Below are 23,260 nucleotides of genomic sequence, written 5' to 3'. Positions count from 1 at the left end.
GACTCGGCAACAGCGAGCGCGGGCCCCGGCGTGCCCTTGAACGCGTGGGAGATCACGGCCCGCCGCCCGACGCGCGCGCTGCGCCGGGCTCACCTATGAACGAGGGCCGGAGGGACTGACCACGAGACACTATGTCCAGTATTCGAGGTAAGGGCGCGGTTTGTGGCACGACAATGCTCCTCAGGAGCCTGGTAGAGCATCCGGCGAACTTGCCTGCGTGAATCAGCTGTGGGTTCCAGCCACTGGGTGCGTCGGACAAGAATCGCGCAACGTCGCGTGGGTGTACAGAGGTTCGTGTGCATCACTGCCCGCCAGCGGTACGCGCCCCTGCCTTGCTCGTGTGCACGGACGGTGTCCAGTGCGGCTGGCGTGACACTGCCCGACTCAGGCGAACCACGCTGCCCATGCGGACGATGCGCTCGGGTGAGTGCCGCGAACGTAGCGGCGACTGCCCGCATTCCCCCTTGATGTGACCCAGATCATCACCATCTGCCCGGCTATTCGGTCTGGGGCGGTGCCAGCTCATGGCACGATCATGCCAATCATTTACCCACGGGTAATTGTTCGGCCGGAGACGTGCTTCAGCGCTTCGGCCACCCCCACATCACACTCTTGAGGAATCAACTGTGCGCCGTCCCTTGAGATATGCCGTTTTACCGGCACTGACCGCCGCCTCCCTGCTTGTCGTCACCGGATGTGCGGCAGGGTCGTCGTCCGACCGCGCCACGGCCGGGAAAAATGGCGCCGAGGAGTCGATATCCGCGGTTGAGGACGCGGCGGGGGACGCGCAGTCGCCCCTCGCCGTGGCCTCGGCGCCCAACGGGTCCGGCACGCCCAGCGCCGTCGCGACGCCGGGGCCGGGCCACCGTCCCGCGGCCAAGTCGTCGCTGAGGATCGTCAAGTTCGACGGGCACAGCGGCCGGGCCGTCCTGAACGGGCCGACCACCGGTACCCCGCCGAAGGACAAGGGCGAGCGGGCCACGCCCAAACACCAGGCACCGGTCGCCGTCGGAGACGTCATCGCCAGTGCGCCCGCTCCGGGTGCGCCGCGCGGTGCCTTGGCGAAGGTCACCGAAGTGGTGGGGACGACCTCGCAGGGCACCGAGGTCAAGACTGCGCCGGCCACGTTGGGCGCGCTGCTGGGCGGTTCCACGGCGAAGGGGCGGGTGCCCGTCGACCCCTCCGCGGTGAAGGTCGAGCCGCTCGCCCCCAAGGTGGCGGTCTCCTGGGCGAAGACCGGCGGTGTGCACATCGGGCCGGAGGGAGGCCGATTGCCGCTGGGCAGCCTGCGGGTTGACGTCAACGCCGCGCTGCCCACGGTCAGGACACGGGCGGGTTCCGTCGACGCGTCCGCTTCGGGCTTTGTGCAGTTGGCGCCCCAGGTCGAGTTCTCCTACGACGGCAAGGGCACGTCCACCGGTACACCGGGGACGGCTTCGGTGAGCCTGGCGGGTGACTGGACCTCGCAGTGGGAGCTCAAGGGCCAGGCGGCCGCGTCCACTCAGGATGGCGCGCCGCTGCGGGTGCCGTTCGCCAAACTGCACGCCGACCCGGTCATCCAGGTCGGTGTGGTGCCTGTCGTGGTCAACCTCGACCTCACCTGCTATCTCCAGGTGGACGCGGACGGAAAGGTGAGCGTCGACGTCAAGCAGGATGTGAAGGGAAACTTCCGGGTCGGCGGTTCGTACAGCCGGGCCAAGGGGTGGACGCCCATCGCCCGCGCCGATCTGACCGGCACCCCGGTGACGGCGACCGCGACGGCCGCCGGAAGTGTGAAGGCCAGTCTCGGCGCGGAGGCCAGTGTCGGGCTCTACGGCACCGTCGGCGTCACCGGCACGCTGGCCCCGTACCTGCGTGCCGAGGTGGAAGGCACGGCGAGCGGTGCCTCGAACGGCACCGGCTCGCTTGTCGGCAAGTGGGCGGCGTACGGCGGAGTGGACCTGTCCGGTGCGCTCCGGGCGCATCTGGACATCTTCGGTACGCCGGTGTTCGAGCGGAGCATTCCGCTCGGGCCGCTCAACCGTGAGTGGCGGCTCGCCGGCGGAGAGGGTGCGGTGCGCACTCCGGCGAAGCGGTCCTGACCGCCTGGGCTCGGGGCCCGGAGCCGGAACCGTCGGGCGGACGACGGTCGGCGCGCCATCCGGGCCGCGGCGCATCCAGCCGCGGCCCGGATGGCGCAGCACGGCATGACGGTGCGCCAAGGTGTACACGATCATGACGACATGACGCAGCGCCAGGAAGCCGATCGGACGGCGCCGGACGCCGACGGCGGCGCCTCGGGCCCCGCTTCGGTGTACCGGGCCGCGGTCTCCTTGTGGACTCCGGCCCGGCTCCGCCTCGGTGGCGGCCTGCGATCCGGCCGTTGGGAGTACGGCCCGGCGGCCGCCCGCCCTCCCCGGCGGCCGCGCCGGCGGTGGTCCATACGTCCGCCACCGCGCCACAGACTCCTCGTCCGACTGTCGGTACTGCGCCTGTAGGAGCGCACCCCGCCGCCGACACCCCGGAGTCCGCGGCAGCGAAGCGCCCGCACGTCGTCCACCCACACCCCCGACACGATCGCCACGAGGTGTATCCCCATGCGTACGCACTCCAGACGTTCCCTGCTCGGCGCAGGTATGGCTGCCGCCGGCAGCGGATTGCTGACCTCCACCGGGGCCTACGCCCTGGACACGAGGAACGGCCGGCACCGGCACCACTCCCACCACACACCTCCCCCACCCGACGGCCATGGCTCGCACGGCTCCGCCACGGCCGGTTATGTCTCCCCCGACGGTCCGGAGGTCCTCAAGGCGGAGCGCGCCCGCGGGTCGGGGCCCGTACGCCGCTTCTCGGTGACCGCGTCCGAAGCCCAGTTCGACATGGGTGGGCAGGTCGTCGACACCTGGGCGTACGGAGACCTGCTGCCTGGCAAGGAGGTCCGGGTCAAGGCGGGCGAGCGGGTCGCCATGACCCTCCACAACCGTCTCCCGCACTCCACCACCATCCACTGGCACGGGGTGCAGATCCGCAACGACATGGACGGCTCGCCCGACGTCACCCAGCGTTCCGTGAAGGCCGGCGCCTCCTTCGACTACGGCTTCGCGGTCGACATCCCCGGTACCTACTGGCTCCATCCGCACGTCGGTGTGCAGCTGGATCGCGGGCTGTACGCACCCTTCATCGTCGAGGATCCCCGCGAGCCCCTCTCGTACGACCACGAGTGGATCGTCATGATCGACGACTGGCTGGACGGGGTCGACGGGATGACTCCGGACGCGATGCTGGACGAGCTGAACAAGGACAAGCCCGGTGGCGGGATGAGTGGCCACAGCGAGATGCAGCGAGGCGGCAATCGGGCGGCGGCCGCCGCCGTGGCCCGGATGCGCAGACGTGCCAGGCACCGCATGTCGGACGACCCGTCGGACAACATCGAGTATCCCTTCCACGTGATGAACGGCCGGGTGGCCAGGGACCGGGAGACGTTCCGTGCCAAGCCCGGCGACCGCATCCGGATCCGGCTCATCAACGCGGCCGCGGGCACGGCGTACCGGGTCGCGCTGGGCGGTCACAACATGACGGTGACGCACATCGACGGCTACCCGGTACAGCACAAGGAGACCGACAGCCTGCTGATCGCCATGGGCGAGCGCTTCGATGTGCTGGTCACCGCGAAGGAAGGCGTCTTCCCGCTCACCGCGCTCTCCGCGGGCGGCAACAACCAGACCGCGCAGGCCCTGCTGCGCACCGGCAGCGGCGACGCACCCGACGACAAGATCCGCCCGACGGAGCTGAGGAGCGGCGGGCTGAGCGCGGACAAGTTCAAGGCCGCGTCCTCGGTACGGCTGTCGGACAGCGAGCCCGACCGCACCATCAAGCTGGATCTCACCGGCAACATGGATGACTGGGACTGGGCGATCAACGGGAAGCCGTACTCGGCGTCGGCGCGTTATCCCGTGGAGCAAGGGGAGCGGGTGCGGATCACCTTCCACAACACGACCACGATGTGGCACCCGATGCACCTGCACGGACACACCTTCGCGCTGGCCAACGGCGGCCCCCGCAAGGACACCACCATCGTCCTGCCGGACCAGGAGGTCTCCGTCGATTTCGACGCCGAGAACCCCGGGTTGTGGATGTTGCACTGTCACAACGTCTACCACTCGGAGTCGGGGATGATGACGGTGTTGGGCTACAAGTCGCAGAAGTGACGGTGGCCGGCGGGGGTGCGCGGGCGGTGGCAAGGCACAGGGGCGGCTCCCGCCCCCTGCCCTCCCCGGCTCACACCGTCCCGGCGTCCCATCGGTCGAGGCAGGCACGCAGTCGGGCCTGGGTGGTGAAGAGGTGGCCGTGCATACCGACCTCCTCGGCAGCCCGGACGTTCTCCTGGCGGTCGTCGACGAAGAGTATGCGGTGCGGCGGATCGGACAGCGCCCGCCGGCACCAGTGGTAGGCGGCCGGTTCGGGTTTGGCGTGGCCGATGCGGCAGGAGAAGGCACGCACGGCGAAGTGGCCGAGCCAGGCATGCTGGGTTTCGTAGTGGTGGGCCAACTCCTCGGGGATGTTGGAGAGCAGTCCGAGCCGCCGTCCCTGAGCCGCCAACTCCTCCACCAGAGCGATCATTTCGAGGTCGACGGCGCTCCAGCTCGCGACGTCGGCGGCGATGAGTGCGGCGGTCCGCCGGGCGTCGAAGCGCACGGCCAGGCGGGCGGCCACCTCCTGCCAGTAGCCCGGTCCGTCGGTCTCGCCGCGGTCGTAGGGCGGGCGCAACGCCCAGTACGCGTCCCAGAAGTCCTGCGCCGGCACGCCAGCGGTCCGAACCAGGCACTGCCGGCCCGCGGCGGAGTGCTGCCGGGCCAGGACACCGAAGAGGTCGAAGAGCACGGTCCCAGGCCTCATCGCTCACACCGTCCGTACGGTCACGCCCGCCGCGGCCAACCGCTCCGTCCGATCGTCCGCATCGGCGTCGGTGACGACGGCGTGCAGTGCGTCGGCCGGCGCGACATGGGCGAGCGCGGTGCGGGAGAGCTTGCCTGCCTCGGCGACGGCGATGACGCGCCTGGCACAGGCGATCGCGGTGCGTTTGATCGCGGCGTCGTCCAGGTCGAAGGCGGTCAGGCCGTGCTCCGCGCTGAGCCCGCAACAGCCGATGACGGCGGTGTCGAAGCGCAGCGCGGCCAGTGAAGCCTCGGTCAGCGGCCCGGTCAGCGCGAGCTCACCGGGCCGGGGCCGGCCGCCGGGCACCAGCAGCGTGAGGTGCGGGCCGTCGGCCAGGGCATTGACGGCATGCAGGGACAACGGCATGACCGTCAGCCGGCGCTGGGCCAACGCCCGGGCCACTTCCAGACACGTGGTCCCGCTGTCGAGGACGACCGATTCGCCGTCGGCGATCAGTCGGGCGACCTCGGCGGCGATCCGGCGCTTGGCCTCCAGTCCCTCCTGGGCGCGCATCGCGAACGGGGGCTCCGCGCCACGCAGCAGCAGGCTTCGTGCTCCCCCGCGGTAGCGCTCGATGACCCCCTGGGCGGCCAGCGCCTCCAGGTCACGGCGGATGGTCATCTCCGAGGCACCGGTCAGCTCGGCCAGTTCGGCAACGCCGAGGCGCCCTGCCTCGCGTACCGCCTCGGTGATCTGTCTGAGTCGTTCTACACCAGCCATGACATCATTGAACATGATGTGCGTGCGATAGGCAATATTCCGAACAGATTCCTTGTTCGCTATGTTCGTTCCATGGAGATACGGCCACAGAGGCAGAAACAACTTCAGGCACAGGCACAGATACAGGCACAGGCACAGAGAAAGGCACAGTCACGATCTGGTGCACGACGGGGGAGGTGGCGGCCGGGTACGCCCTCGGGGAGGCAGCTGCGGGCAGGGCGGCTGGCCACCTTCGCCTACTTCGCCCTCAACGGCTTCCTGATGGGAATGTGGATCGTTCACATCCCGAGCATCGAGCATCGGGTGGGGATCAGCCATGCCGTGCTCGGCTGGCTCCTGCTGCTGCTCGGCGCGGGAGCCTTCGTCGGCATGCAGATCGTCGGTCCGCTCACCGACCGTTTCGGTGCTCGTACCGTCGTCCCGCTCAGCGCGGCAGTCTGCAGCCTCACCCTCGTCCTGCCCGGACTGGCCACGCATGCCTGGACGTTGGGGGCGGCACTGCTGTTGCTCGGGCTCGGCAACGGCTGCCTGGACGTCAGCATGAACGCCCACGCCGTCCAGGTCGAACGCGGCTATCGGCGACCGGTCATGTCCGCCTTCCACGCGACCTTCTCCATCGGCGGCGTACTGGCCGCCCTGGCAGGCGCACGCACACTCGCCTGGGACTGGAGTGCGCCCGGGGCCCTCGGCACGGCGGCCCTCCTGGGACTGGCCGTCACCGCGCTGGCCGCCCCGGCACTACTGCCGTCCGCCGGATCACACGCCACCGAGGCGGCCGACGCGGGAACTGACGCCGCCGTCCCCAGTCGGGTTCGGCGCAGCACCCCGCGCCACGTCTGGTTCCTGGCGACCCTCGCCTTGATGATCATGCTCTGCGAGGGCGTGGCCAACGACTGGAGCGTGCTGCACCTCCGCACCATCCTGGACGCGCCCGCCGCCACCGCAGCCCTCGCCTACGGGGCTTTCGCCACCACCATGACTCTCGGCCGCTTCCTGGCCGACCGGGCGGCCGCCCGCTTCGGCCCGGTGGCCCTCCTCCGCTACGGCGCCGCAGCGGCCGCCGTCGGCCTGACCGCGGCGGCCCTCTCCCCATGGATCCCCCTGGCCCTGGCCGGCTGGGCGGTGTTCGGCGCCGGACTGTCCGGCTGCGTTCCCCAACTCTTCAGCGCCGCCGGCCATCTCGACCCCGACAACGCCGGGGCCAACGTCTCCCGGGTCGCCGGGCTCGGCTACGTCGGCATGCTCGCCGGCCCCGCCGTCATCGGCCCGCTGACCCACGTCGTACCGCTCAACTTCACGCTGTTCCTGCCCGTGGCGTGCTGCGTCGCGGCCGCCGCCACGGCCGGAATCCTGCGGCCCCGAGGCCCTGTGCCCACCCCGCACGAAGGGGGAGCCCCGGGGTAGGCGGTCACCCGTTCCGCGAACTTCAAGCACATTCGCCGGACAGGCCGACGACCGGGCGGAGTTGACAACCTGGTGGGGTTCCCAACCTGGTGAGGGTGCCGGCCCGTTGAGGTTCCCATCCTGGTGGGGTTGCCACAGTCGCGTCGCGGACTGGCCGTTACGCTCTTCCTCCGTCCATCGCAATTCCAGGGGGCCAGGCTGTGCGCAACGCCGTCGTGACAACCGCAGGTGACCGAATCCGCTGGGTCGAGCTTCCGGGACGCGAGCCTGCCCGCGTCTACGTGCACGGCCTGGGCGCGACGTCGCCCGCCTACTTCGCGGAAATCGCGGTCCACCCGCTGCTGGCCGGTCACCGCTCCCTCCTGATCGACATGCTCGGCCACGGCATCAGCGACCGCCCGACGGACTTCGACTACACGCTGGAATCCCACGCCGACGCCCTCGCCGACGCCCTGACCGCGGCGGGGGTCACCGGCGCGCAGCTGATCGCCCACAGCATGGGCGGCGCGGTGGCCATCGTCCTGGCTGTCCGGCACCCGCACCTGGTCTCCCGCCTGGTCCTGATCGACGCCAACCTCGACCCGATCCAGCCCCGTTCCGGTGCAGGCGGCAGCAGCGGCATCGCCGGGTACTCCGAACCGGAATTCCTCGCCGGTGGCTGGCAGGAGGTCCGCGACCGGGTCGGCGCGCACTGGTGGTCCACGATGCGCCTGGCCGGCCGCGAGGCCCTGCACCGCAGCGCGGTCCATCTCACCCGCGGCACCGTGCCCACCATGCGGGAGCTCCTGCTGGACCTGAAGATCCCGCGCACCTACCTCCGGCCGGAGGCCGACGGCCCGCTCGCCGGCGCCGCCGCACTCGCCGACGCCGGGGTGGCCGTGGTCCCCCTCCCCGACTGCGGCCACAACATCATGCTCGACAACCCGGACGCCTTCGCCCGCGCCACCGCGGCGGCACTCGCCGCACCCGAGCACGGATAGCGGCCAGGGGGCGGCGACAGGGGCCCGCTACCCCCTCTCTGCCACCCCCTTCACTCGCGGCCATCCCTGGAACGTCGTCCTGCCCTCCGCCAGAGCAGCCTCATGCCCAGCGCCAGGAGGCCCAGGGCCGCGACCACGATGACGATCTTGATGACACGGTCGAGCAACAGGTGCTCGATGAGCTCGGACGATCCCGCTGCGAGGCCGGTCATCGCCAGCCGTCCCGCCGCTGCGTCCCGGACGCCCCGCGCCGCCGGCGCTCGTCGAGCCGCCGGGCAGCGGCGCGCATTCCGGCCCGCACCGCGGGGTCCGCATACCGGCGCACGTCATCGAGCCTCCCCCGGCGCTTGAGGATCAAGGCGACGGCGAAGATCAGCAGCGCCAGCACCACCAGACCGCCCGCGATCACGCCGAACCTGATCAGCATCAGATTGAGAATTCTCTCCACGAGGAAGCCTCCACCCGTTTTTCTGTCACACCTGTGACACATCCCTACCTCTCCGTTGTATCACAGCCGTGATAGAAAGGCTTCATGCCCAAGTACGTGGATCCGGAGGCCCGCCGTCGCCTCGTCGTCGACGCACTGTTCCGTGTCGTCGTCCGCGACGGCTTGCAACGCACCTCACTGCGCGCCGTCGCCGCCGAAGCGGAGCTCAACATCGGCTCGCTGCGGCACTACTTCGCCAGTCAGCACGATCTGATGCACTTCGCGATGCAGTCGATGCTCGACCGGGTGGGCAGCCGACTGCTCGATCACATCGAGCAGATCGGGGACCTGAGCCGCTATCCCCGCACGGAACAACTCCGGCTCACCGCCGACCTCCTGGCGGAACTACTGCCCCTCGACGACAACCGCCGCGCCGAGGTCACCGTCTTCCTGGACTTCAACACGGCCACCCGCACCAACCCGGCCTTCCGCGAACTCTCCCACCAGGCAGCCGACGGCACCCGACGCTTGGTGCGCCGCGTGCTCACACGCCTCGATGCCACGGGCACCCTGCGTCCCGGCCTCGACCTCGCCGTCGAAACCGAGCGACTGACGGCCCTCCTGGACGGACTGGGGCTGAGCGCCGTCCTGCATCCTGAGCTGCTCGCACCGCAGACCTGCGTCGACGTACTGGCCACACACCTCGGCGGGCTCTCGCTGTGCACGGAAACTCCGTCAGGGCACGGTAGAGCCGCCGCTACTGGACGCAGCCGTCAGGCGCCCGCGTAACGGTGCGTCAGGGTGCGGCCGGCAGGCGGGCGAGGACACCGTCCAGTCCACTGCGGACCGTATCCCGGTCGTCGAGATCCAACCCGTGCGTCACCTCGTGCCAGGGTCCCAACTGATGCCAGAGCAGGGCACGTTGACAGAGTTGCGGCGTGATGGGGTAGTTGGAGGCAAGGGCGTCGGCGAACGCGGGCGGGGTGGCGTGCAGGGCCCAGGCCAGGTCGATGGCCGGGTCGCCGATATGCGCGTCGCCGAAGTCGATGACGCCGGTGAGACGCCCGTCACGGGCCAGGACGTGTTCGGGGCCGAGATCGCCGTGGACGAGGGTGTGGGCCGGCAGTGCGGCCACCTTCGCCAGCAGGGCGGAGGCCGGGCGGTGCCGCTCGGCCGGGAGGAGCGGCACGACCCGCGAGGTGAACTCCCTTACCATGTCGGCGCGTTCGCGGCGCGTCCACTCCACCGACGGGGCCCCACGGCGTACCGCTTCCGCCGCATCGGCGGCGTGCAGGGCGCGGAGAAACGCACCCAGTCGGCGCCCGTGCGCGACGAGTGGCGCGGTGAGCGGTTCGCCGGGTACCACGACATGCCGGACCACCAGCGGATCGTCGGCCACGACGGCAGGTACCGGGACGGGCAGCGGAAGCTGCGGGGCGAGCCACGGCATCAGACACGTCTCCATACGGAGCCGCTCGGCGACCTCCGGACGACGCGGTCGCCGTTCCACCCAACGACCGCCGACCAGGCGCGCCTCGCTGTCCCAGCCGTCGGGAAACGTCGTGCTCGCGGGGTCCGTTGGCATCTCTCCATCGTAGATGACAGGCAGCCGCGCTATCCGTACCCCTCGCCACGCCCGGGGGGTGCCGCCAGGCAAGGACTGGGGGTAGCCGGATTCTGCCGGGTGCAGCGCATCCGTAGCGTCGCCGCCATGACGAACGACTCTGCGGTGCGGGAGCGAGCGCGGCGACGACGCGGGCCGGCGGCGTACCTGGCGATTGCGTATCTGGGCATGTGGGTGGCGATGTCACCACTGCTGTTCAGCGGTTTCCGGCGTGGTGACGCCCGGGAAGAGACCGGCGCGCTGGAGGAAACGTGCATCACTGTGGCGATGTTCGCGCCCGCCGTCGCCGCCATCCTCGTGATCCGCCTGGTCGAACGGCGCGGTCGGGTGCGGGACGCCCTCGCCCTGCGGTGGCCGCGCCCCTGGGGACGCGGCGTGCGTGCCTGCCTGATGGGACTGGCCGTGCCTGCCGGTCTGACCGTCGCCGCGCTCGCCATCGACAGCGCCGCCGGGGTCTACCCGGTGGGTGACCTGCACTGGAGCACGTTGGGTGCGTGGGCGGGTGGGATGCTGGTGCAGATGGTGGTGGCGCTGCCGTCGTTCTTCGGCGAGGAACTGGGCTGGCAGGGCTACCTGTTCCCGCGCCTGGCCCGGGCCGGCCGCGGTACGCATCTGCTGCGGGCCTACCTCCTCACCGGCTGCGCCTTCGCGCTCTGGCACCTGCCCACACTGCTGCTGGGCGGGCAGTACCCCGGCCGGCCCTGGTACGTCTCGGTGCCCGCGATGGTGGTGAGCTGCACGCTCATCCTGCCGGTCTTCACCTGGTTGCGACTGCGCTCCGACTCGGTGCTGCCGGCCGTGCTCGCGCACACCTTCGTCAGCACGGCAAGCGTCGGCATGGTCAAGGAACTGGCCGCCCCCACCGCCCAGTTGGACCCGCTGACCATGGGTCTCACCGGTTGGCCGGGCTGGCTGGCGTCGGGCACCCTGGTCGCCTTCCTGGCCCTGACCGGCAGACTCCGCATCCCACCCCGGACTCCGGCCTCCTCCCGGCCCCTCCCCACCGCCGGCGGAGCGCTCACCGAGGGCGCTTGACGCCGGGTGGACGACTCGTTCGACCTCGCCCCGGCGATGCCCGCGACCAGGTCGGCCAGCCAGTCAGTCAGTCAGTCAGTCTCCAACGCGGCCGGCCGAAGAACCTCCCTGGCGAAGTCGTCGGCCGAGCGTGGGGGCCGGCCGAGGACGCGCTGGACGCCATCGCCCAGACCCGCAACTCCCTCGCGGCGGTAGTTCGCGTACAGGTCGTGCAACCCGTCGATGATCTGCGGGGAGAGCCCACGCTCCGCCAAGTCTGTCCGCCAGGCATCGTCCAGTGGCACGTCCAGGTGTCGCACCGGCGTCTCCAGGGCGGCGCCGAAGGACTGGGCGAGTTCGGCCAGGCTCAGCGCATCGGGCCCGCTGATCTCGATCGCGCCGCCCACCGGCCGGTCCGCGAGGAGTTCGGCGATCGCGACCTCGGCGATGTCCCGTACATCCACATAGCCCCGGGCACCGGAACCGGCCGGGTCGGCCAGTGTGCCCTGGGCAATGGCGGATGCCGCAGGGAGGAAGTTCTGCAGGAAGCGGTCGGGTTGGAGGACCGTCAGCTCCTCGATGCCGGTGTCGCGCAGGCGGTCGGTGATGATGTCGTGGTTGCCGGTGACCGCGTCGGGGACGAGGCCGCCGTAGAAGCGCCGGGCGCCGAGCTTGACGATCCGTCGCACGCCCGCTTCAACGGCGGCCACACCGAGGGTCGTTTCGGCGTGGATCTGATCCTCCGCGAACGGGTGGGCAAGGAAGAGCCGGTCCACGCCCGCGACCGCGCGCCGCACGTCCTCGGCGTTGGTCGCGTCGCCCCGCAAGACCTCTCCGCGGACCACTCCCTCCAGCACCGCGGCGCTCGCCTCCGAGCGCACCAGGAACCGCACATCGCGCCGGTCGCGCAGCGCCTCGGCCACATGGCGACCCACGACCCCTCTCGGCGTGGTGACCAGCACTTTCCCCTGCGCAGCCGCAGTCACAGCCGTTGTTGCAGTCGCAGTCTCAGTCGCAATCGCGTTCACAGTCTGACCTACAGTCCTACAGTGTCCGGCCGAGGGTTGCGACGAACTCGGCGATGCGCTGCTCGTCGCGCTTGTAGTGGGTCCACTTGCCTACGCGCGTCGCCCGCACCAGGCCCGCTCGCTGGAGTTCGGCCATGTACGCGGACACCGTTGACTGGGCGAGTCCCGCCTTGGCCTGGATGTGGCTCACGCAGACACCCACCTCGATCGGGTCGGCGATCGGCTCCATCCCCGCGAAGTGGTGTGTGGGGTCGCGCAACCACAGCAGCATCTGCAACCGCACGGGATTCGACAGCGCCCGCAATGCGTCGACCAGGTCGGGATCCGGTGAGGTCGCGTTTGCAGTAGCGGTGTCGGTGTCCGTCATGACCCCCAGGATACAGCCGGCGAGCGACATTTCGAAGAATCTCGAAGTGATCTGGAGCATGCGGGCCCGTGGCGGACCTCCGTCACTCAATGGCGGTTTATCGGAAGCGCGACACCACGGCCGGCAGTGAGCATGGCGCCGTGCCAAGAAACCAATCGCCAATAAAAACAAACCTGAACGGGAACACGTCGATCCTTCTGTTGTCGGTCGGGCATGCCTGTGTGGACGTCTATCAGGGCGCGGTGGCATCGCTCATCCCGTTCTTCGTCGCCGAGCGTGCCTACACCTACGCCGCCGCCTCCGGCATCGTCCTCGCCGCATCGCTCTTGTCGTCAGTGGCGCAACCGCTGTTCGGCGCGCTCACCGATCGCCGGGCGCTGCCGTGGCTGCTGCCTGTCAGTACGGTGCTGGGCGGACTGGGCATCGCGCTCAGCGGTCTCACCGGTTCCTACCCGCTGACGTTGGTGTTCGTCGCGGTTTCCGGGATCGGGGTGGCCGCGTACCATCCCGAGTCCGCTCGCATCGCCCGGATCGCCGGCCGTGGCAGTCACACCGCGATGAGCTGGTTCTCGCTGGGCGGCAACCTCGGCTTCGCCGCGGCGCCGATCCTGGTCACCGCGGTCGTCGCGACCGGTGGACTGCACCACTCACCGCTGCTGGTGATACCGGCCCTCGCCGGCAGCGTGCTGTGCCTGCCGGTCCTCCGAGCCCTGGGCCGGACGGGCCCGGACCAGGCAGACCCATCGGCCCGAAGCCATCCCCAGGCAACCGACAACTCCTCGCCCAGCATGGGAACTCATGAGGGAACCGACGACAAGAACTCCTTCGTCAAACTGTCCCTGGCCGTGGCCTGCCGGTCCATCGCCTTCATCGGCCTGAGCACCTTCCTGGCGTTCTACGTCCGACAGCGCACCGGAGGCGGACCGGCGGCCGGCACGGCAGCCCTGGCTGTGCTCTACCTCGGCGGGGCGGTCGGCACGGTGCTCGGCGGCAGTCTGGCCAATCGTTGGGACCGGGTCACCACCGTCCGCCGGTCCTACCTGCTCTCCGTCGTCGCCGTCGCCGGTCTCGTCTTCGTGCCCGGTCCGGCGATCTACGTGTTCGTGGCGCTGACCTCCGCCGGTCTGTACGTCCCGTTCTCGCTCCACGTCACGCTCGGTCAGGACTATCTGCCCTCGCGGGTCGGCACGGCCAGCGGGATCACCCTCGGACTGGCCGTCAGCATCGGCGGTCTCGTCAGTCCGCTGCTGGGCGGCCTGGCGGATGCGACCTCCCTCCGGACGGCGCTGGCCCCGCTGATTCTGATGCCCGCGCTCAGCTGGCTGCTGTTCCGGAAACTGCCCGAACCGACTCCGCCAACATCGCTCTCCGCCGCACCTCGACCGCCCGTGGCGACGCAGGCGGCTCGCTCTCCCGGCTCTCTTGGCTAGCCGTTCGCCGGGCCCTCGTCGTACGTGACGCCGTACTCGCGCGTATAGCGGTTGAGTGCGGCCGGATCGAAACGGCCCGCTCTGCTCACCTCGGTCCGGTGCTCGATCAGGGTCTCGACCACGCACTCCCAGCCACCGGGTGAGGAGATCTGGAGCACGCGGGGCGGAGGGTTGGAACCGGGGCGGATCGCGTGCGGGACCCCGTGCGGCAGCAGGACGAACTGCCCCTGGCGTGCGGTGTGCAGGCGATCGTCGAAGTCGATGTGCAGTTCGCCTTCGAGCACGTAGATGCCCTCGTCGGCCACGTGGTGGGTGTGTCGCGGGATCGGCTGGGCGACCGTGACTTCCAGGAACGAGAAGAGGCCGGCGGTGTCGGCGGTACGGGCCTTGATGCTGAAGGCGGGCGGAACCGCGATCCGGCCGGGTCGAGCCGCGCCACGGGGGAGGACGAAGAAGCGCCCCGTGCCATCGGCCCCGTCGGCTTCGGGATGGTTCGCCCCCTCCCCCGCCGTCACCGCCGACAACCTGAGCGCGTGTACGGCCGAGTCGGCGCCGCCAAGGTTGTGCATGGCGTGGGTGACGCCGCGAGGTATCAGGGCGCACATACCGCGGGTGAGGTGGTGAGTCCGGCCGGCGACGGCTATGCCGAGGTCACCGTCCCGTACGTAGACGAACGCATCGAAGGCGGGGGCTTGAGCGGGGACGCCGCGCTCGTCTCGTATCTCTACGAGCACGAAGCGGCCCTCGGTGTCGCGGGCGCCGGCCTTGAGGGTCGTCCCGGGCGGCAGGTGGTCGGAGGTGGGGCGCGAGGCGCCCGCGTCGAGCAGGAAGAAGCGGTCCTTGGACATGCGGAGTTCCCTTCTGGAACCGTGCCGAGTCGAGCCGTCGTCACTACGATACGGAATCGGAATCCGATTCCGTTTTAGAGATAGCAGGAGGCGCGGAGCGGTGTCAAAGCTCTTCGGGCGGTGGCTGCGGCCGGCGCGGCGGCGTCTGCGATCATCGCCCTGACGACCCTGCCGCCACACCCCTCCCCTTTACCCCTGCCCCTGCCCCTGCTCCCGCCCCGGATCCTGCCTGACCCCCCAACCACCCCCACCGGAGACCCGTATGACGCCACCTATGACGCCGCCCACAACCCTCCTCCGTCCCTTCGACGCGGAGTTCTTCCGGGATCCCTATCCCGTGTACGCCCGGCTCCGGGAGTTGGGTGCCGTCCTGGAGGTCGCGCTGCCCGACGGGGCGCGGGCCTGGCTCGTCACCCGTGAGGAAGAGGTGCGGGTGGCGTTCACCGACCGGCGGCTGTCGGTGAACAAGGCGCGTTCCCGCAACGGCTATCAGGGCTTTTCGCTGCCGCCCGCGCTGGACGCCAATCTGGCAAACGTCGACCCGGACGACCACCTGCGGCTGCGCCGGCTGGTCTCCAAGGGGTTCACGCCACGGCATGTCGAGCAGCTCCGCGAGCGCGTCGTCACGGCGGCCGGGCACTACGCCGACCGGCTGGCCGCACAACTCGCGGAGTGCGGCCAGGCCGATCTCCTCCCGGAGTTCGCCACTCCACTACCGCTGGTCGTCATCGGTCATCTGCTGGGCGTCCCCGAGGCGGACGGGAGGGCGTTCTCGCGGTGGGTCGCCGCGATGTTCGCACCGGATCACCCCGGGCACACAGCCGAGGCCATCGATCACATCCACCGCTATCTGCTGGGGCTGATCGGGGCGCGGCGCGCCAAGCCGGGGGATGATCTGCTGTCCTCGCTGATCGCCGCGCGGGACGAGGGGGACCGGCTGAGCGAGGACGAACTGGTCTCGCTGGCCTTTCTGTTGCTGATGGCGGGGACCGAGAACGTTCAGCATCTGATCGCCGGCGGGGTGCTCATCCTGCTGAGCCACCCGGAGCAGCTCGCGGACCTCCGCCGGCGGCCGGAGCTCATGCCGGAGGCCGTCGAGGAGCTGCTGCGCTACGGCCACCCCAACCAGATGGCGGTCCGTCGGTTTCCCCTCGAAGACATCGAGATCGCCGGTACGCGGATTCCGGCCGGGGACACCGTGCTGCTGGGGCTCGCCTCGGCGCACCGCGATCCGGCCCGCTATCCGGAGCCGGACCGCTTTGACATCCACCGGGCGGACAAGGCCCATCTCGCCCTCGGCCATGGGGTGCACTACTGCCTGGGCGCGGCGCTGGCCCGGATGGAGATCGGTATCGCGTTGGGTACGCTGCTCGATCGGTTTCCCTGTCTCGAACTGGCCGTTCCTGTCGAGCAGTTGGAGTGGCGGGCTTCGTTCCGGTCGCATGCGCTGCGACGGTTGCCGGTGAAGGTGGGGTGAGGCGCCGGGCTCCGGTGCGGAGCGTGTGGAGCGTCGTATGGGTGTCTGTGGTCAGAGGCCGTGGTCGCGTACCCGCTCGACCAGGGCCGCCGCCTCCGCCCGGCTGCCGACCTGGAGCTTGCCGAAGAGGTTGTTGACGTGTGTCTTGACGGTGGCGACGGAGACGTAGAGGGCCTCGGCGATGGCGCGGTTGGTGCGGCGCTCGCTGAGGAGTTGGAGGACCCGGGTCTCCTGCACCGTCAGCGCGTGGGCGGCCGCGAGGTGTTCCAGGGCGGTGCGGTGGGTCAGTCCGCGCACCATGGCCGAGGCGATCTCCGGCGCGAAGGTGCGGTGCCCGTCGGCGGTCGCGGTGATCGCGGAGACGATCTGGGCGCGGCCGGCGCTCTTGGTGAGATAACCGGCGGCGCCTGCCTGGAGCGCGCCGACGACGGAGGCGTCGTCGGCGTAGGTGGTCAGGACCAGTACCGCGGGCGCGGGGTCGAGCGCGGTGAGGGTGCGGGTGGCGGCGATGCCGTCGACCCCGGGCATCCGCAGGTCCATCAGCACCACGGCCGGGTTCAGGCGCCGGGCCAGGTCGACGGCGGTGGCGCCGTCGGCCGCGGCGCCGACGACGTCGATGTCGGGTTCGTGGTCGATGATGGTCACCAGGCCGTCGCGCACCGCGGCCTGGTCGTCGGCGACGATCACCCGGATCGGTCGCTCACTCATAGGGCACCCGGCATTCCACAATCCACTCCCCCTCCACCGGTCCGGCGGTCAGTCTGCCACCGACGATCTCCGCGCGCTCCCGCATGCCTGGGACGCCGTGGCCGCCCGAGGGGTGCGGGGCCGCCCGTTCGCCGGGCGGAGCGAGCCGGTTGGTGACGCTCAGCAGGGCGGCGTCCCGGCCCGCCTCCACGACGACCGCGACGGGGGCGCCGGGGGCGTGCTTGCGGGCGTTGGTGAGAGCCTCGACGGTGACGGAGGCGATGACCTCCGCGACCGGGTCGGGCACCCGCGCCGACTCGCCCCGTACGTCGACGTCGACGGTCGTGCCCAGGGCGCGGACGCCGGTGACGATCTCGCCGAGCGCCGCGTCGATGCCGGCGGGGAGCCGGCGCAGGGCGTCCACGGCTCGCTTGGCGGCCACCAGACCGTCCGCCGCCATGGCGCGTGCGCCGCGGACCCGGGCCACCACGTCGTCGTCGGCTCCGCGGCCCACCGAGACCGCTTCCAGCGCGTCGAGCTGGATCACCAGGCCGCCGAGCGAGTGGGCGAGGACGTCGTGGATGTCCCGGGCGATCCTGGCGCGTTCCTCCTGGACCGCGTGTGCGGCCCGCCGTTCGGCCGATCCGCGTTCGGTGCGGCGGTCAAGGGCGTTGAGGCGGGCAAGGAAACCGAAGCCGCCGCCGGTCACGGCGGAGATCAGCACCGAGACACCCACTGCGGCATCGCCGCCGGCGGCCTTGTGGGCAAGGGTGAAACCGGCGATGCCGGCCGCGAGGACAGCGCTGATCCACAGTGCGGGAGTCTCGGCGGCCGAGATCAGCAGGAACAGACCGGTCGCGCCGACGAAACCCGAGGCGGACGGGTTGGTGGGGCTGAGGCCGGCGCAGACCGCGCCGCCGACGAGCAGCACGCTCCAGGCCGCCTGCGGCCAGCGGGGCGCGAGGGTGTGCCGGATGGTCGCGGTCACCGCCCACAGGGCGAGCAGGGTGCAGAAGACCACGGCGTGCCAGGCCGGGTGGGCGTCGAACGTGTAGAAGGTCACGGCGAGGGCGATGGCCAGGCAGTGCAGGGCGAGCCGGCGCAGGCGGGGCGCGTCGAGGCCGTCCCGGAACCCGCGGGCCGGCCGCCCGGGTATGTCGTGGTCGTTCAGCACGGCCCCATTGTCGCGGTGTGCGGCGGGTGCTCCGGTCCGGGCCGGCGCGATCTCCACCCTTTTCTCCACCCCGGTGGCCGATCCGCGGACGGTTGCCCGGCCGCAGGGTGAGGGGTGGCGGCATACCGTCGCCCGCGCTCGTTCTCACAGTCACACTCACACTCACACGGAAGGTTCCGGGGGTCATGAACAATCCCACCACCACCAATCTCGCCATCACCGCCGTGGTGCTGCTGTGGCTGCTGTCCAGGCAGCTCGTGGAGCGGCCGCTGCGGGAGAAGTCCCCGGTCGGGCTGGTGCTGATCGTCATCGGCGCGGTCGAGACCGGTTGGTACGTCACCTCGCATCCGCTGTCCTGGCGGGACGGTGCGCTGGTCGTGGCGAGCCTGGCCGTCGGGGTGCTGCTGGCGGCGATGCGCGCGTTCACCGTGCGGCTGTCCGTGCGCGGCGGGCGGGTGGTGCGGCAGGGCACGGTGCTCACCGCGGTGCTGTGGGTCCTCGGTCTGGGGCAGCATTTCCTGATCGACACCGAGGTCGCGGCCGAACTGGGCGCGGTCACCGTGCTGTTCTACTTCGGGGTGGTGCTGCTGGCGCAGCAGCTGGTGCTGGTGCGGCGGGCCGCCGTGGCGGGCCTCGCCGGCCGCTGACCCCACGGTCGCCGGCCGGGACGCGCGCCGACGGCGGCCCCTGCGCCGCGGTCAGCTCCGGGCGCTCCCGTTCCCGGCGTTCCCGGCCGCTTCGGGCACGAAGTGGCGGATGCGGGCGGGGGTGTCCGGGGCGTAGGCGGGGATGCCGTGCGCGGAGCCGGTGGTGACGAAGGTGGCGACGGCGCCGGCGAAGGCGTCGCCGAGCGCGCGGGCGGCGGCGTCCGGGCGGCCCAGCATGGGACTGTCGGGGTAGTTGTCGAACGTGCCGAAGAGGAAGGGCAGTTCGCTGCAGTGGCAGGCGCCGAGCGGGTTGTCGTCGCCGGGTGCGGCGTAGTCGAACTGGTAGACGTAGGTGGGGTTGCCGGCGGCGGCGTGGTGGTCGGCGATCTCCAGTGCGCCGGCGCGGAACTCGGCGTCGGTCGTGGCGGCGATGGCGATCCGGCCCGGTGTGGCCTGCGGGAGCTGCCTGGCGTAGCGCTCGTAGCGCCGCTCGGCTTCGCCTTCGCCGGGTGTCTGTCCGGCGAGCAGGGCCAGGGCGCCGGCGCGGCTGAGGGACTGGATGGCGGGGTCGAGTCCCATGAACGCGGTCATCTCGTCGCGGGTGGTGCCGATCAGCAGGTCCTTGCCGTCCAGGGCGCCCGCGGTGAGTGCGTCGCGCCAGGCACGGGGGAGGCCGGCGCCGCCGAGCACCGGGTACATCGCCGGGGCTACGCTGCCTGCCTGGGCGAGCTGCCTCGCCAACGTTCCGTAGGCGGCGAGGAGTTGGGAGGCGGGGAGGGCGCGGAGGGCCTTGCCGAGGTCTGCCTGGCCGGCCACGTCCAGCAGGCGGAGATATGCCTGGGCGTGCTCGCCGGCGAGGGCGGGGTCCTGCGGCGGCAGGCCCCAGGGGCCGCTCTGCAGCAGGACGCGGTGGACGAGTCCGGTGGTGAGGGGGTCGGTGGCGAGCGCCAGGGCCGCGTAGGCGCCGGCGGACTGGCCGCCGACGGTCACCGCGTCCGGGTCGCCGCCGAACGCGGCGATGTTGTCCCGCACCCAGCGGAGCGCCGCCGCCTGGTCCTGGACACCGAGGTTGTCCGCGCCGATCTCCGGGAGGCAGAGGTAACCGAACGGTCCCAGGCGGTAGTTGGCGGTGACGACGATCAGGTCGCCGCGGGCGGCGAGCCGGGCGCCGTCGTACCAGTCCCAGCCGGCCGAGCCGCTGCTGAAGCCGCCGCCGTGGAACCACAGCAGGACCGGGCGGGCCGCCCCGTCCTCGCGGGCGCGCGGCGGGGCCCAGACATTCAGGGTGAGGCAGCCGTCCTCGTTCCAGTCCGGGGTGCGGCGGCCCATGACCGCCTCCAGGCGGGACGGACCCTGAGGCGCGGAAGGTCCGGCATGTAGCGCGTCGTGTATTCCCTCCCACCGCGGGTGGGGCTGCGGCGGGGCGAACCGCAATGCGCCCACGGGCGACGCGGCGTAGGGGATCCCCCGGTAGGCCGCCACGCCTCCTTCGGCCCGGCCCCGGACCCGGCCCTGGTGTGTGGCCACGACCTGGTCGCTGTCCTGCGTCATCGTGCTCCCCTTTCGTGCGTCGCGCATCCGCTCGCCTGCTCCGGCCGTTCTGTCCCGAATGCGGCGATCCGGGCCGGCGGAGTCCGTGGCCGCCGCTTTTCGGCCGTGATGCGATCATGCCGGAGCCGTGGACGGGGTGACGAGGGTGGGGTGCATGGCGTACCGATCGGCGCCGACGGCACCCGCGAGCGACCACGAGCACCCGCGAGCACCCGCGAGCACCCGCCCAGGCGTTCGACCTGGTGTGGCAAAGTGATCCTGGATGCACGAAGCGCAGGTCGGCGGGTAGGCGCACTCCCGACGCCGGATCCCGCACCGTCAGGGAGGTGAACGGTGGCTCGCACAGCGGAACTCCCCGCTACCTCGGCCGAGGCACGCGACCGCGTGCTCGCCCTGCTGCATGGCTGCCACCGGCAGCTCGACGAGGTGGTGGTGACCGATGCATTGCTGATCACCTCGGAGCTGGTCACCAACGCTCTCCGGCACGCCGGCGGGGTGACCGGCTTCGTGGCCCGGATCACCGGGGACCGCCTCGAACTGACCGTGGAGGACGCCAGCCCCGTCCAGCCGTTCGCCCCGTCCGACGTCCGGGAAGGCCGGATCGGTGGCTACGGCTGGTCACTCGTCCACCGCCTCGCCACCTCCGTCACCGTCGTCCCGTCCGCGGCCGGCAAGGGCATCAGCGTCGCGCTGCGTCTCATGTGAACGGCTCCGCCAGGCGGGCACCGCACCCCGAATCACCACCCTTCGGGCATGTCCTCGGCCTGTCCTGGGTAGGCGGCCGCACAGGTGCCCGCGGGGACGGGCACGGAGGGAGGCGTGATGACCACCGTCGTGAACGGCACCGCGACAGCCGCGCTCACCACGGAACGTGACGACGGTCTCCCGGAGATCAGGCGCCCGGGGGCGATGGCACCGCAGGACGCGCGCGAGCTCTCCAAGCTGTTCTTCGACCGGCTGCGCCACCTCGAAGAGGGCACCCGCGCCTACCAGTACGCGCGGAACACCCTCATCGAGATGAATATGTCGATGGTGCGCTATGTCGCCCGCCGGTACCGTCACCGCGGCGACGACATGGACGACATCGTCCAGGTGGGCACGATCGGGCTGATCAAGGCGATCGACCGCTTCGACGTCTCGCGCGCGGTGGAGTTCTCCACCTTCGCCGTGCCGTACATCCTCGGCGAGATGAGGCGCTTGTTCCGGGACACCGGTTGGGCGGTGCACGTCCCCCGGCGGCTCCAGGAGCTGCGTACCGAACTCGCCAAGGCGAAGGAGGAGTTGCATGCCCGGCTGGACCGCGATCCCACCGTCGCGGAACTCGCGGCGCATCTGCGGCTGCCGGAGGAGGAGGTGATCGAAGGTCTCGTCGCGGCCAACGGCTATGCCGCGGACTCCCTGGACACCCCGCTCGATCCCGATCCGCTCGGCCGGCGGCGCGCGCTCGCCGATGTCCTCGGCGAGGAGGACCGCGCCCTGGCGACGGTCGAGGACCTGCACGCCCTCGCCCCGTTGCTGCGGCAGCTCGCACCCCGCGAACGCCGCATCATCGAGCTGCGCTTCGGCCAGGAGATGACCCAGTCCCAGATCGGTGCCGAGATCGGCGTGTCGCAGATGCATGTCTCGCGTCTGCTCAACCACACGCTGACGAGGCTCCGCAGCGGCATGCTCGCCGACCGGCCGCCCGGGGCCGCGCCCTCCCCCGGCCCATGACGCCGGAGACCGGCCCGTCCGCACCACCACCGGACGGGCCGGGTCCCTTGCGCCTTGCTCAGGCCAGGTACTCCTCGATCACGTCGACACCGCGCGCGGCGCCGCCGCTCCCCCGGACGACCTTGCGCATCCGGTCGAGGTTGCTGCGGATCTGCGGGTCGCCGGCGACCCGGGCGACGGCGGCGCGCAGCGACTCTGCGGTCACCGCGTTCGTGTCGAGCTGTTCGCCGAGCCCGAGCTCCTGCATCCGTCCGGCGTTGGCGGCCTGTTCGGGCATCTGCGGGACGGCTATCAGGCCGACGCCGTAGTACAGGGCCTCCATCGTGGAGTTCATGCCGGTGTGCGAGACGAAGGCGGTCGCCCGCTGGAGCACGGCCGGCTGCGGGAACCGCGCCCGGACGTCGAACGACGGCGGCAGCGGCCCCAGATCCGCGGGGTCCACCCCGCCCACGGACATCGCGATGTGATACGGCTCGTCGGCGAATGCCTCTATGCAGGTGCGGTAGAACTCGGGCCGGTTGTTGAAGACCGTGCCCAGCGCGATGAACACCACCGGTCTCTCGGGGTCCGGCGGCGACCAGGCTTCGTTCTCCCGGCTGCCCACGGAGGGCCCGATGAAGTGGAACCGCTCGTCGAACGTGTCACCGGCCGGCTGGAACTCCCTCGGTATGAAAACGAGGTTGAGCTCCTCCGTGACGTCCAGCAGATTCGCCGGGTCGAGCTCGACGCCGTGTTCCGCGGCGAATTCCTGACAGCCGGCGGCTATCGCCCCGGCCACCGGACTCTCCGGGCCCGTCGCGTCCATGAAGCCGCTGAACAGCGAGTAGTGCTCGTTGGACGCGAAGTGGGGTATCAGGCGGACAGCCGGCAGGCCCAGTTGCTCGGCGACGACCCGGCCGCACCAGTTCATCGCGTCGTAGCAGAGCGCGTCCACCGGCTCGTTGGCGCAGTGGTCCCGCAGCACCGGATAGGACGCGCGCATTCCGGCGAAGAGGTGGCCCATGAAGAGGCCGAAGGCTTCCGGTCCGAACTCGGTGGGCGGGTCCATGTGCGGGAGCCCCGGCAGCTCCACCCAGCGTGCGCCGGCCCGGGTGACCGCCTCGCCGTGTTCCGCACCGGTGGCGTAGTCCACGCGATGGCCCCGCCGCACCAGCTCTTCGACCAACGGCAGGGTGGGATTGACGTGTCCGTGGCCGCCAAGGGTCACGAATAACAAGTGTTTCGCCATATCGAAAATCCTACCGATCCCGGATTT

The 23,260-nt window shown here is 70.9% G+C and carries 23 protein-coding genes; 11 read left to right on the top strand and 12 right to left on the bottom strand.

Features of this window, described 5'->3' with window-relative positions:
- The first annotated feature begins 626 nt into the window (after positions 1–626).
- Together ACRAS8_RS33270 and ACRAS8_RS33265 are read left to right on the top strand one after the other, a co-directional pair.
- Entirely contained in the window at positions 627–2,081 is a 1,455-nt protein-coding gene (locus ACRAS8_RS33270) for a hypothetical protein (protein WP_438489713.1), read from the top strand.
- A 495-nt stretch (positions 2,082–2,576) separates the two neighbouring features.
- Positions 2,577–4,187, top strand: a complete 1,611-nt coding sequence (locus ACRAS8_RS33265; RefSeq protein ID WP_438489711.1) for a multicopper oxidase family protein — start codon at positions 2,577–2,579, stop codon at positions 4,185–4,187.
- 70 nt (positions 4,188–4,257) lie between these two features.
- Here the strand turns inward: ACRAS8_RS33265 and ACRAS8_RS33260 are convergent, their stop codons facing one another.
- Positions 4,258–4,875, bottom strand: a complete 618-nt coding sequence (locus ACRAS8_RS33260; protein WP_438489709.1) for an HAD family hydrolase — start codon at positions 4,873–4,875, stop codon at positions 4,258–4,260.
- A 3-nt stretch (positions 4,876–4,878) separates the two neighbouring features.
- Complete coding sequence (locus tag ACRAS8_RS33255) at positions 4,879–5,634, bottom strand: DeoR/GlpR family DNA-binding transcription regulator (protein ID WP_438489707.1); 756 nt, start codon at positions 5,632–5,634, stop codon at positions 4,879–4,881.
- Positions 5,635–5,841: 207 nt separating this feature from the next.
- On the opposite strand from ACRAS8_RS33255, the gene ACRAS8_RS33250 reads away from it, so the two are divergent.
- Positions 5,842–7,038, top strand: coding sequence for an MFS transporter (locus ACRAS8_RS33250; protein WP_438490670.1), 1,197 nt, complete (start codon positions 5,842–5,844; stop codon positions 7,036–7,038).
- Between the two features lie 200 nt (positions 7,039–7,238).
- A complete protein-coding gene (locus tag ACRAS8_RS33245) occupies positions 7,239–8,018 on the top strand; it encodes an alpha/beta fold hydrolase (protein ID WP_438489705.1) in 780 nt (259 codons plus the stop codon).
- A 50-nt stretch (positions 8,019–8,068) separates the two neighbouring features.
- Here the strand turns inward: ACRAS8_RS33245 and ACRAS8_RS33240 are convergent, their stop codons facing one another.
- Both ACRAS8_RS33240 and ACRAS8_RS33235 read right to left on the bottom strand, forming a co-directional pair.
- On the bottom strand, positions 8,069–8,230 hold the full coding sequence (locus tag ACRAS8_RS33240) for a hypothetical protein (protein ID WP_438489703.1): 162 nt from the start codon (positions 8,228–8,230) through the stop codon (positions 8,069–8,071).
- Complete coding sequence (locus ACRAS8_RS33235; protein WP_438489701.1) at positions 8,227–8,466, bottom strand: hypothetical protein; 240 nt, start codon at positions 8,464–8,466, stop codon at positions 8,227–8,229. The genes ACRAS8_RS33240 and ACRAS8_RS33235 overlap by 4 nt, the downstream gene beginning before the upstream one ends.
- A gap of 84 nt (positions 8,467–8,550) precedes the next feature.
- Here ACRAS8_RS33235 and ACRAS8_RS33230 point away from each other — a divergent pair, with 84 nt between their 5' ends.
- Positions 8,551–9,234: a TetR/AcrR family transcriptional regulator gene (locus ACRAS8_RS33230; protein ID WP_438489700.1), complete on the top strand. Its 684-nt coding sequence runs from the start codon at positions 8,551–8,553 to the stop codon at positions 9,232–9,234.
- A 7-nt stretch (positions 9,235–9,241) separates the two neighbouring features.
- On the opposite strand, the gene ACRAS8_RS33225 is transcribed toward ACRAS8_RS33230, so the two are convergent.
- Positions 9,242–10,030, bottom strand: a complete 789-nt coding sequence (locus tag ACRAS8_RS33225) for an aminoglycoside phosphotransferase family protein (RefSeq protein ID WP_438489699.1) — start codon at positions 10,028–10,030, stop codon at positions 9,242–9,244.
- A gap of 126 nt (positions 10,031–10,156) precedes the next feature.
- Between ACRAS8_RS33225 and ACRAS8_RS33220 the strand changes: the two genes are divergently transcribed.
- Positions 10,157–11,104: a CPBP family glutamic-type intramembrane protease gene (locus ACRAS8_RS33220; RefSeq protein WP_438489698.1), complete on the top strand. Its 948-nt coding sequence runs from the start codon at positions 10,157–10,159 to the stop codon at positions 11,102–11,104.
- Between the two features lie 71 nt (positions 11,105–11,175).
- Here the strand turns inward: ACRAS8_RS33220 and ACRAS8_RS33215 are convergent, their stop codons facing one another.
- Both ACRAS8_RS33215 and ACRAS8_RS33210 read right to left on the bottom strand, forming a co-directional pair.
- A complete protein-coding gene (locus ACRAS8_RS33215) occupies positions 11,176–12,045 on the bottom strand; it encodes an NmrA family NAD(P)-binding protein (protein ID WP_438490669.1) in 870 nt (289 codons plus the stop codon).
- Positions 12,046–12,127: 82 nt separating this feature from the next.
- Positions 12,128–12,478: an ArsR/SmtB family transcription factor gene (locus ACRAS8_RS33210; RefSeq protein ID WP_438489697.1), complete on the bottom strand. Its 351-nt coding sequence runs from the start codon at positions 12,476–12,478 to the stop codon at positions 12,128–12,130.
- A 173-nt stretch (positions 12,479–12,651) separates the two neighbouring features.
- Between ACRAS8_RS33210 and ACRAS8_RS33205 the strand changes: the two genes are divergently transcribed.
- Positions 12,652–13,908, top strand: coding sequence for an MFS transporter (locus ACRAS8_RS33205; RefSeq protein ID WP_438490668.1), 1,257 nt, complete (start codon positions 12,652–12,654; stop codon positions 13,906–13,908).
- Here the strand turns inward: ACRAS8_RS33205 and ACRAS8_RS33200 are convergent.
- Entirely contained in the window at positions 13,905–14,756 is an 852-nt protein-coding gene (locus tag ACRAS8_RS33200) for a cupin domain-containing protein (protein ID WP_438489696.1), read from the bottom strand. The genes ACRAS8_RS33205 and ACRAS8_RS33200 overlap by 4 nt on opposite strands.
- A gap of 274 nt (positions 14,757–15,030) precedes the next feature.
- Here ACRAS8_RS33200 and ACRAS8_RS33195 point away from each other — a divergent pair, with 274 nt between their 5' ends.
- Positions 15,031–16,233, top strand: coding sequence for a cytochrome P450 family protein (locus ACRAS8_RS33195; protein ID WP_438489695.1), 1,203 nt, complete (start codon positions 15,031–15,033; stop codon positions 16,231–16,233).
- Positions 16,234–16,284: 51 nt separating this feature from the next.
- Here ACRAS8_RS33195 and ACRAS8_RS33190 read toward each other — a convergent pair whose 3' ends face one another.
- Entirely contained in the window at positions 16,285–16,941 is a 657-nt protein-coding gene (locus ACRAS8_RS33190; RefSeq protein WP_438489694.1) for a response regulator transcription factor, read from the bottom strand.
- Positions 16,934–18,094, bottom strand: a complete 1,161-nt coding sequence (locus ACRAS8_RS33185) for a sensor histidine kinase (RefSeq protein ID WP_438489693.1) — start codon at positions 18,092–18,094, stop codon at positions 16,934–16,936. Before ACRAS8_RS33185 ends, ACRAS8_RS33190 begins: the two co-directional genes overlap by 8 nt.
- 185 nt (positions 18,095–18,279) lie before the next feature.
- On the opposite strand from ACRAS8_RS33185, the gene ACRAS8_RS33180 reads away from it, so the two are divergent.
- Entirely contained in the window at positions 18,280–18,741 is a 462-nt protein-coding gene (locus tag ACRAS8_RS33180) for a hypothetical protein (RefSeq protein ID WP_438489692.1), read from the top strand.
- 51 nt (positions 18,742–18,792) lie between these two features.
- On the opposite strand, the gene ACRAS8_RS33175 is transcribed toward ACRAS8_RS33180, so the two are convergent.
- Complete coding sequence (locus ACRAS8_RS33175; protein ID WP_438489691.1) at positions 18,793–20,292, bottom strand: carboxylesterase/lipase family protein; 1,500 nt, start codon at positions 20,290–20,292, stop codon at positions 18,793–18,795.
- 333 nt (positions 20,293–20,625) lie between these two features.
- Between ACRAS8_RS33175 and ACRAS8_RS33170 the strand changes: the two genes are divergently transcribed.
- The gene (locus ACRAS8_RS33170) at positions 20,626–20,997 is read left to right on the top strand and encodes an ATP-binding protein (protein WP_438489690.1); all 372 of its coding nucleotides are present in this window, start codon (positions 20,626–20,628) and stop codon (positions 20,995–20,997) included.
- A 117-nt stretch (positions 20,998–21,114) separates the two neighbouring features.
- Positions 21,115–22,005, top strand: coding sequence for a SigB/SigF/SigG family RNA polymerase sigma factor (locus ACRAS8_RS33165; protein WP_438489689.1), 891 nt, complete (start codon positions 21,115–21,117; stop codon positions 22,003–22,005).
- A gap of 58 nt (positions 22,006–22,063) precedes the next feature.
- Here ACRAS8_RS33165 and ACRAS8_RS33160 read toward each other — a convergent pair whose 3' ends face one another.
- Positions 22,064–23,212, bottom strand: a complete 1,149-nt coding sequence (locus ACRAS8_RS33160) for a macrolide family glycosyltransferase (protein ID WP_438489688.1) — start codon at positions 23,210–23,212, stop codon at positions 22,064–22,066.
- Positions 23,213–23,260 lie beyond the last annotated feature (48 nt).

Origin of the sequence: Streptomyces sp. S186 (genome assembly GCF_051603415.1) — a bacterium.
Lineage (GTDB): Bacteria > Actinomycetota > Actinomycetes > Streptomycetales > Streptomycetaceae > Streptomyces.
This window is presented reverse-complemented; position numbering and strand designations above follow the sequence as displayed.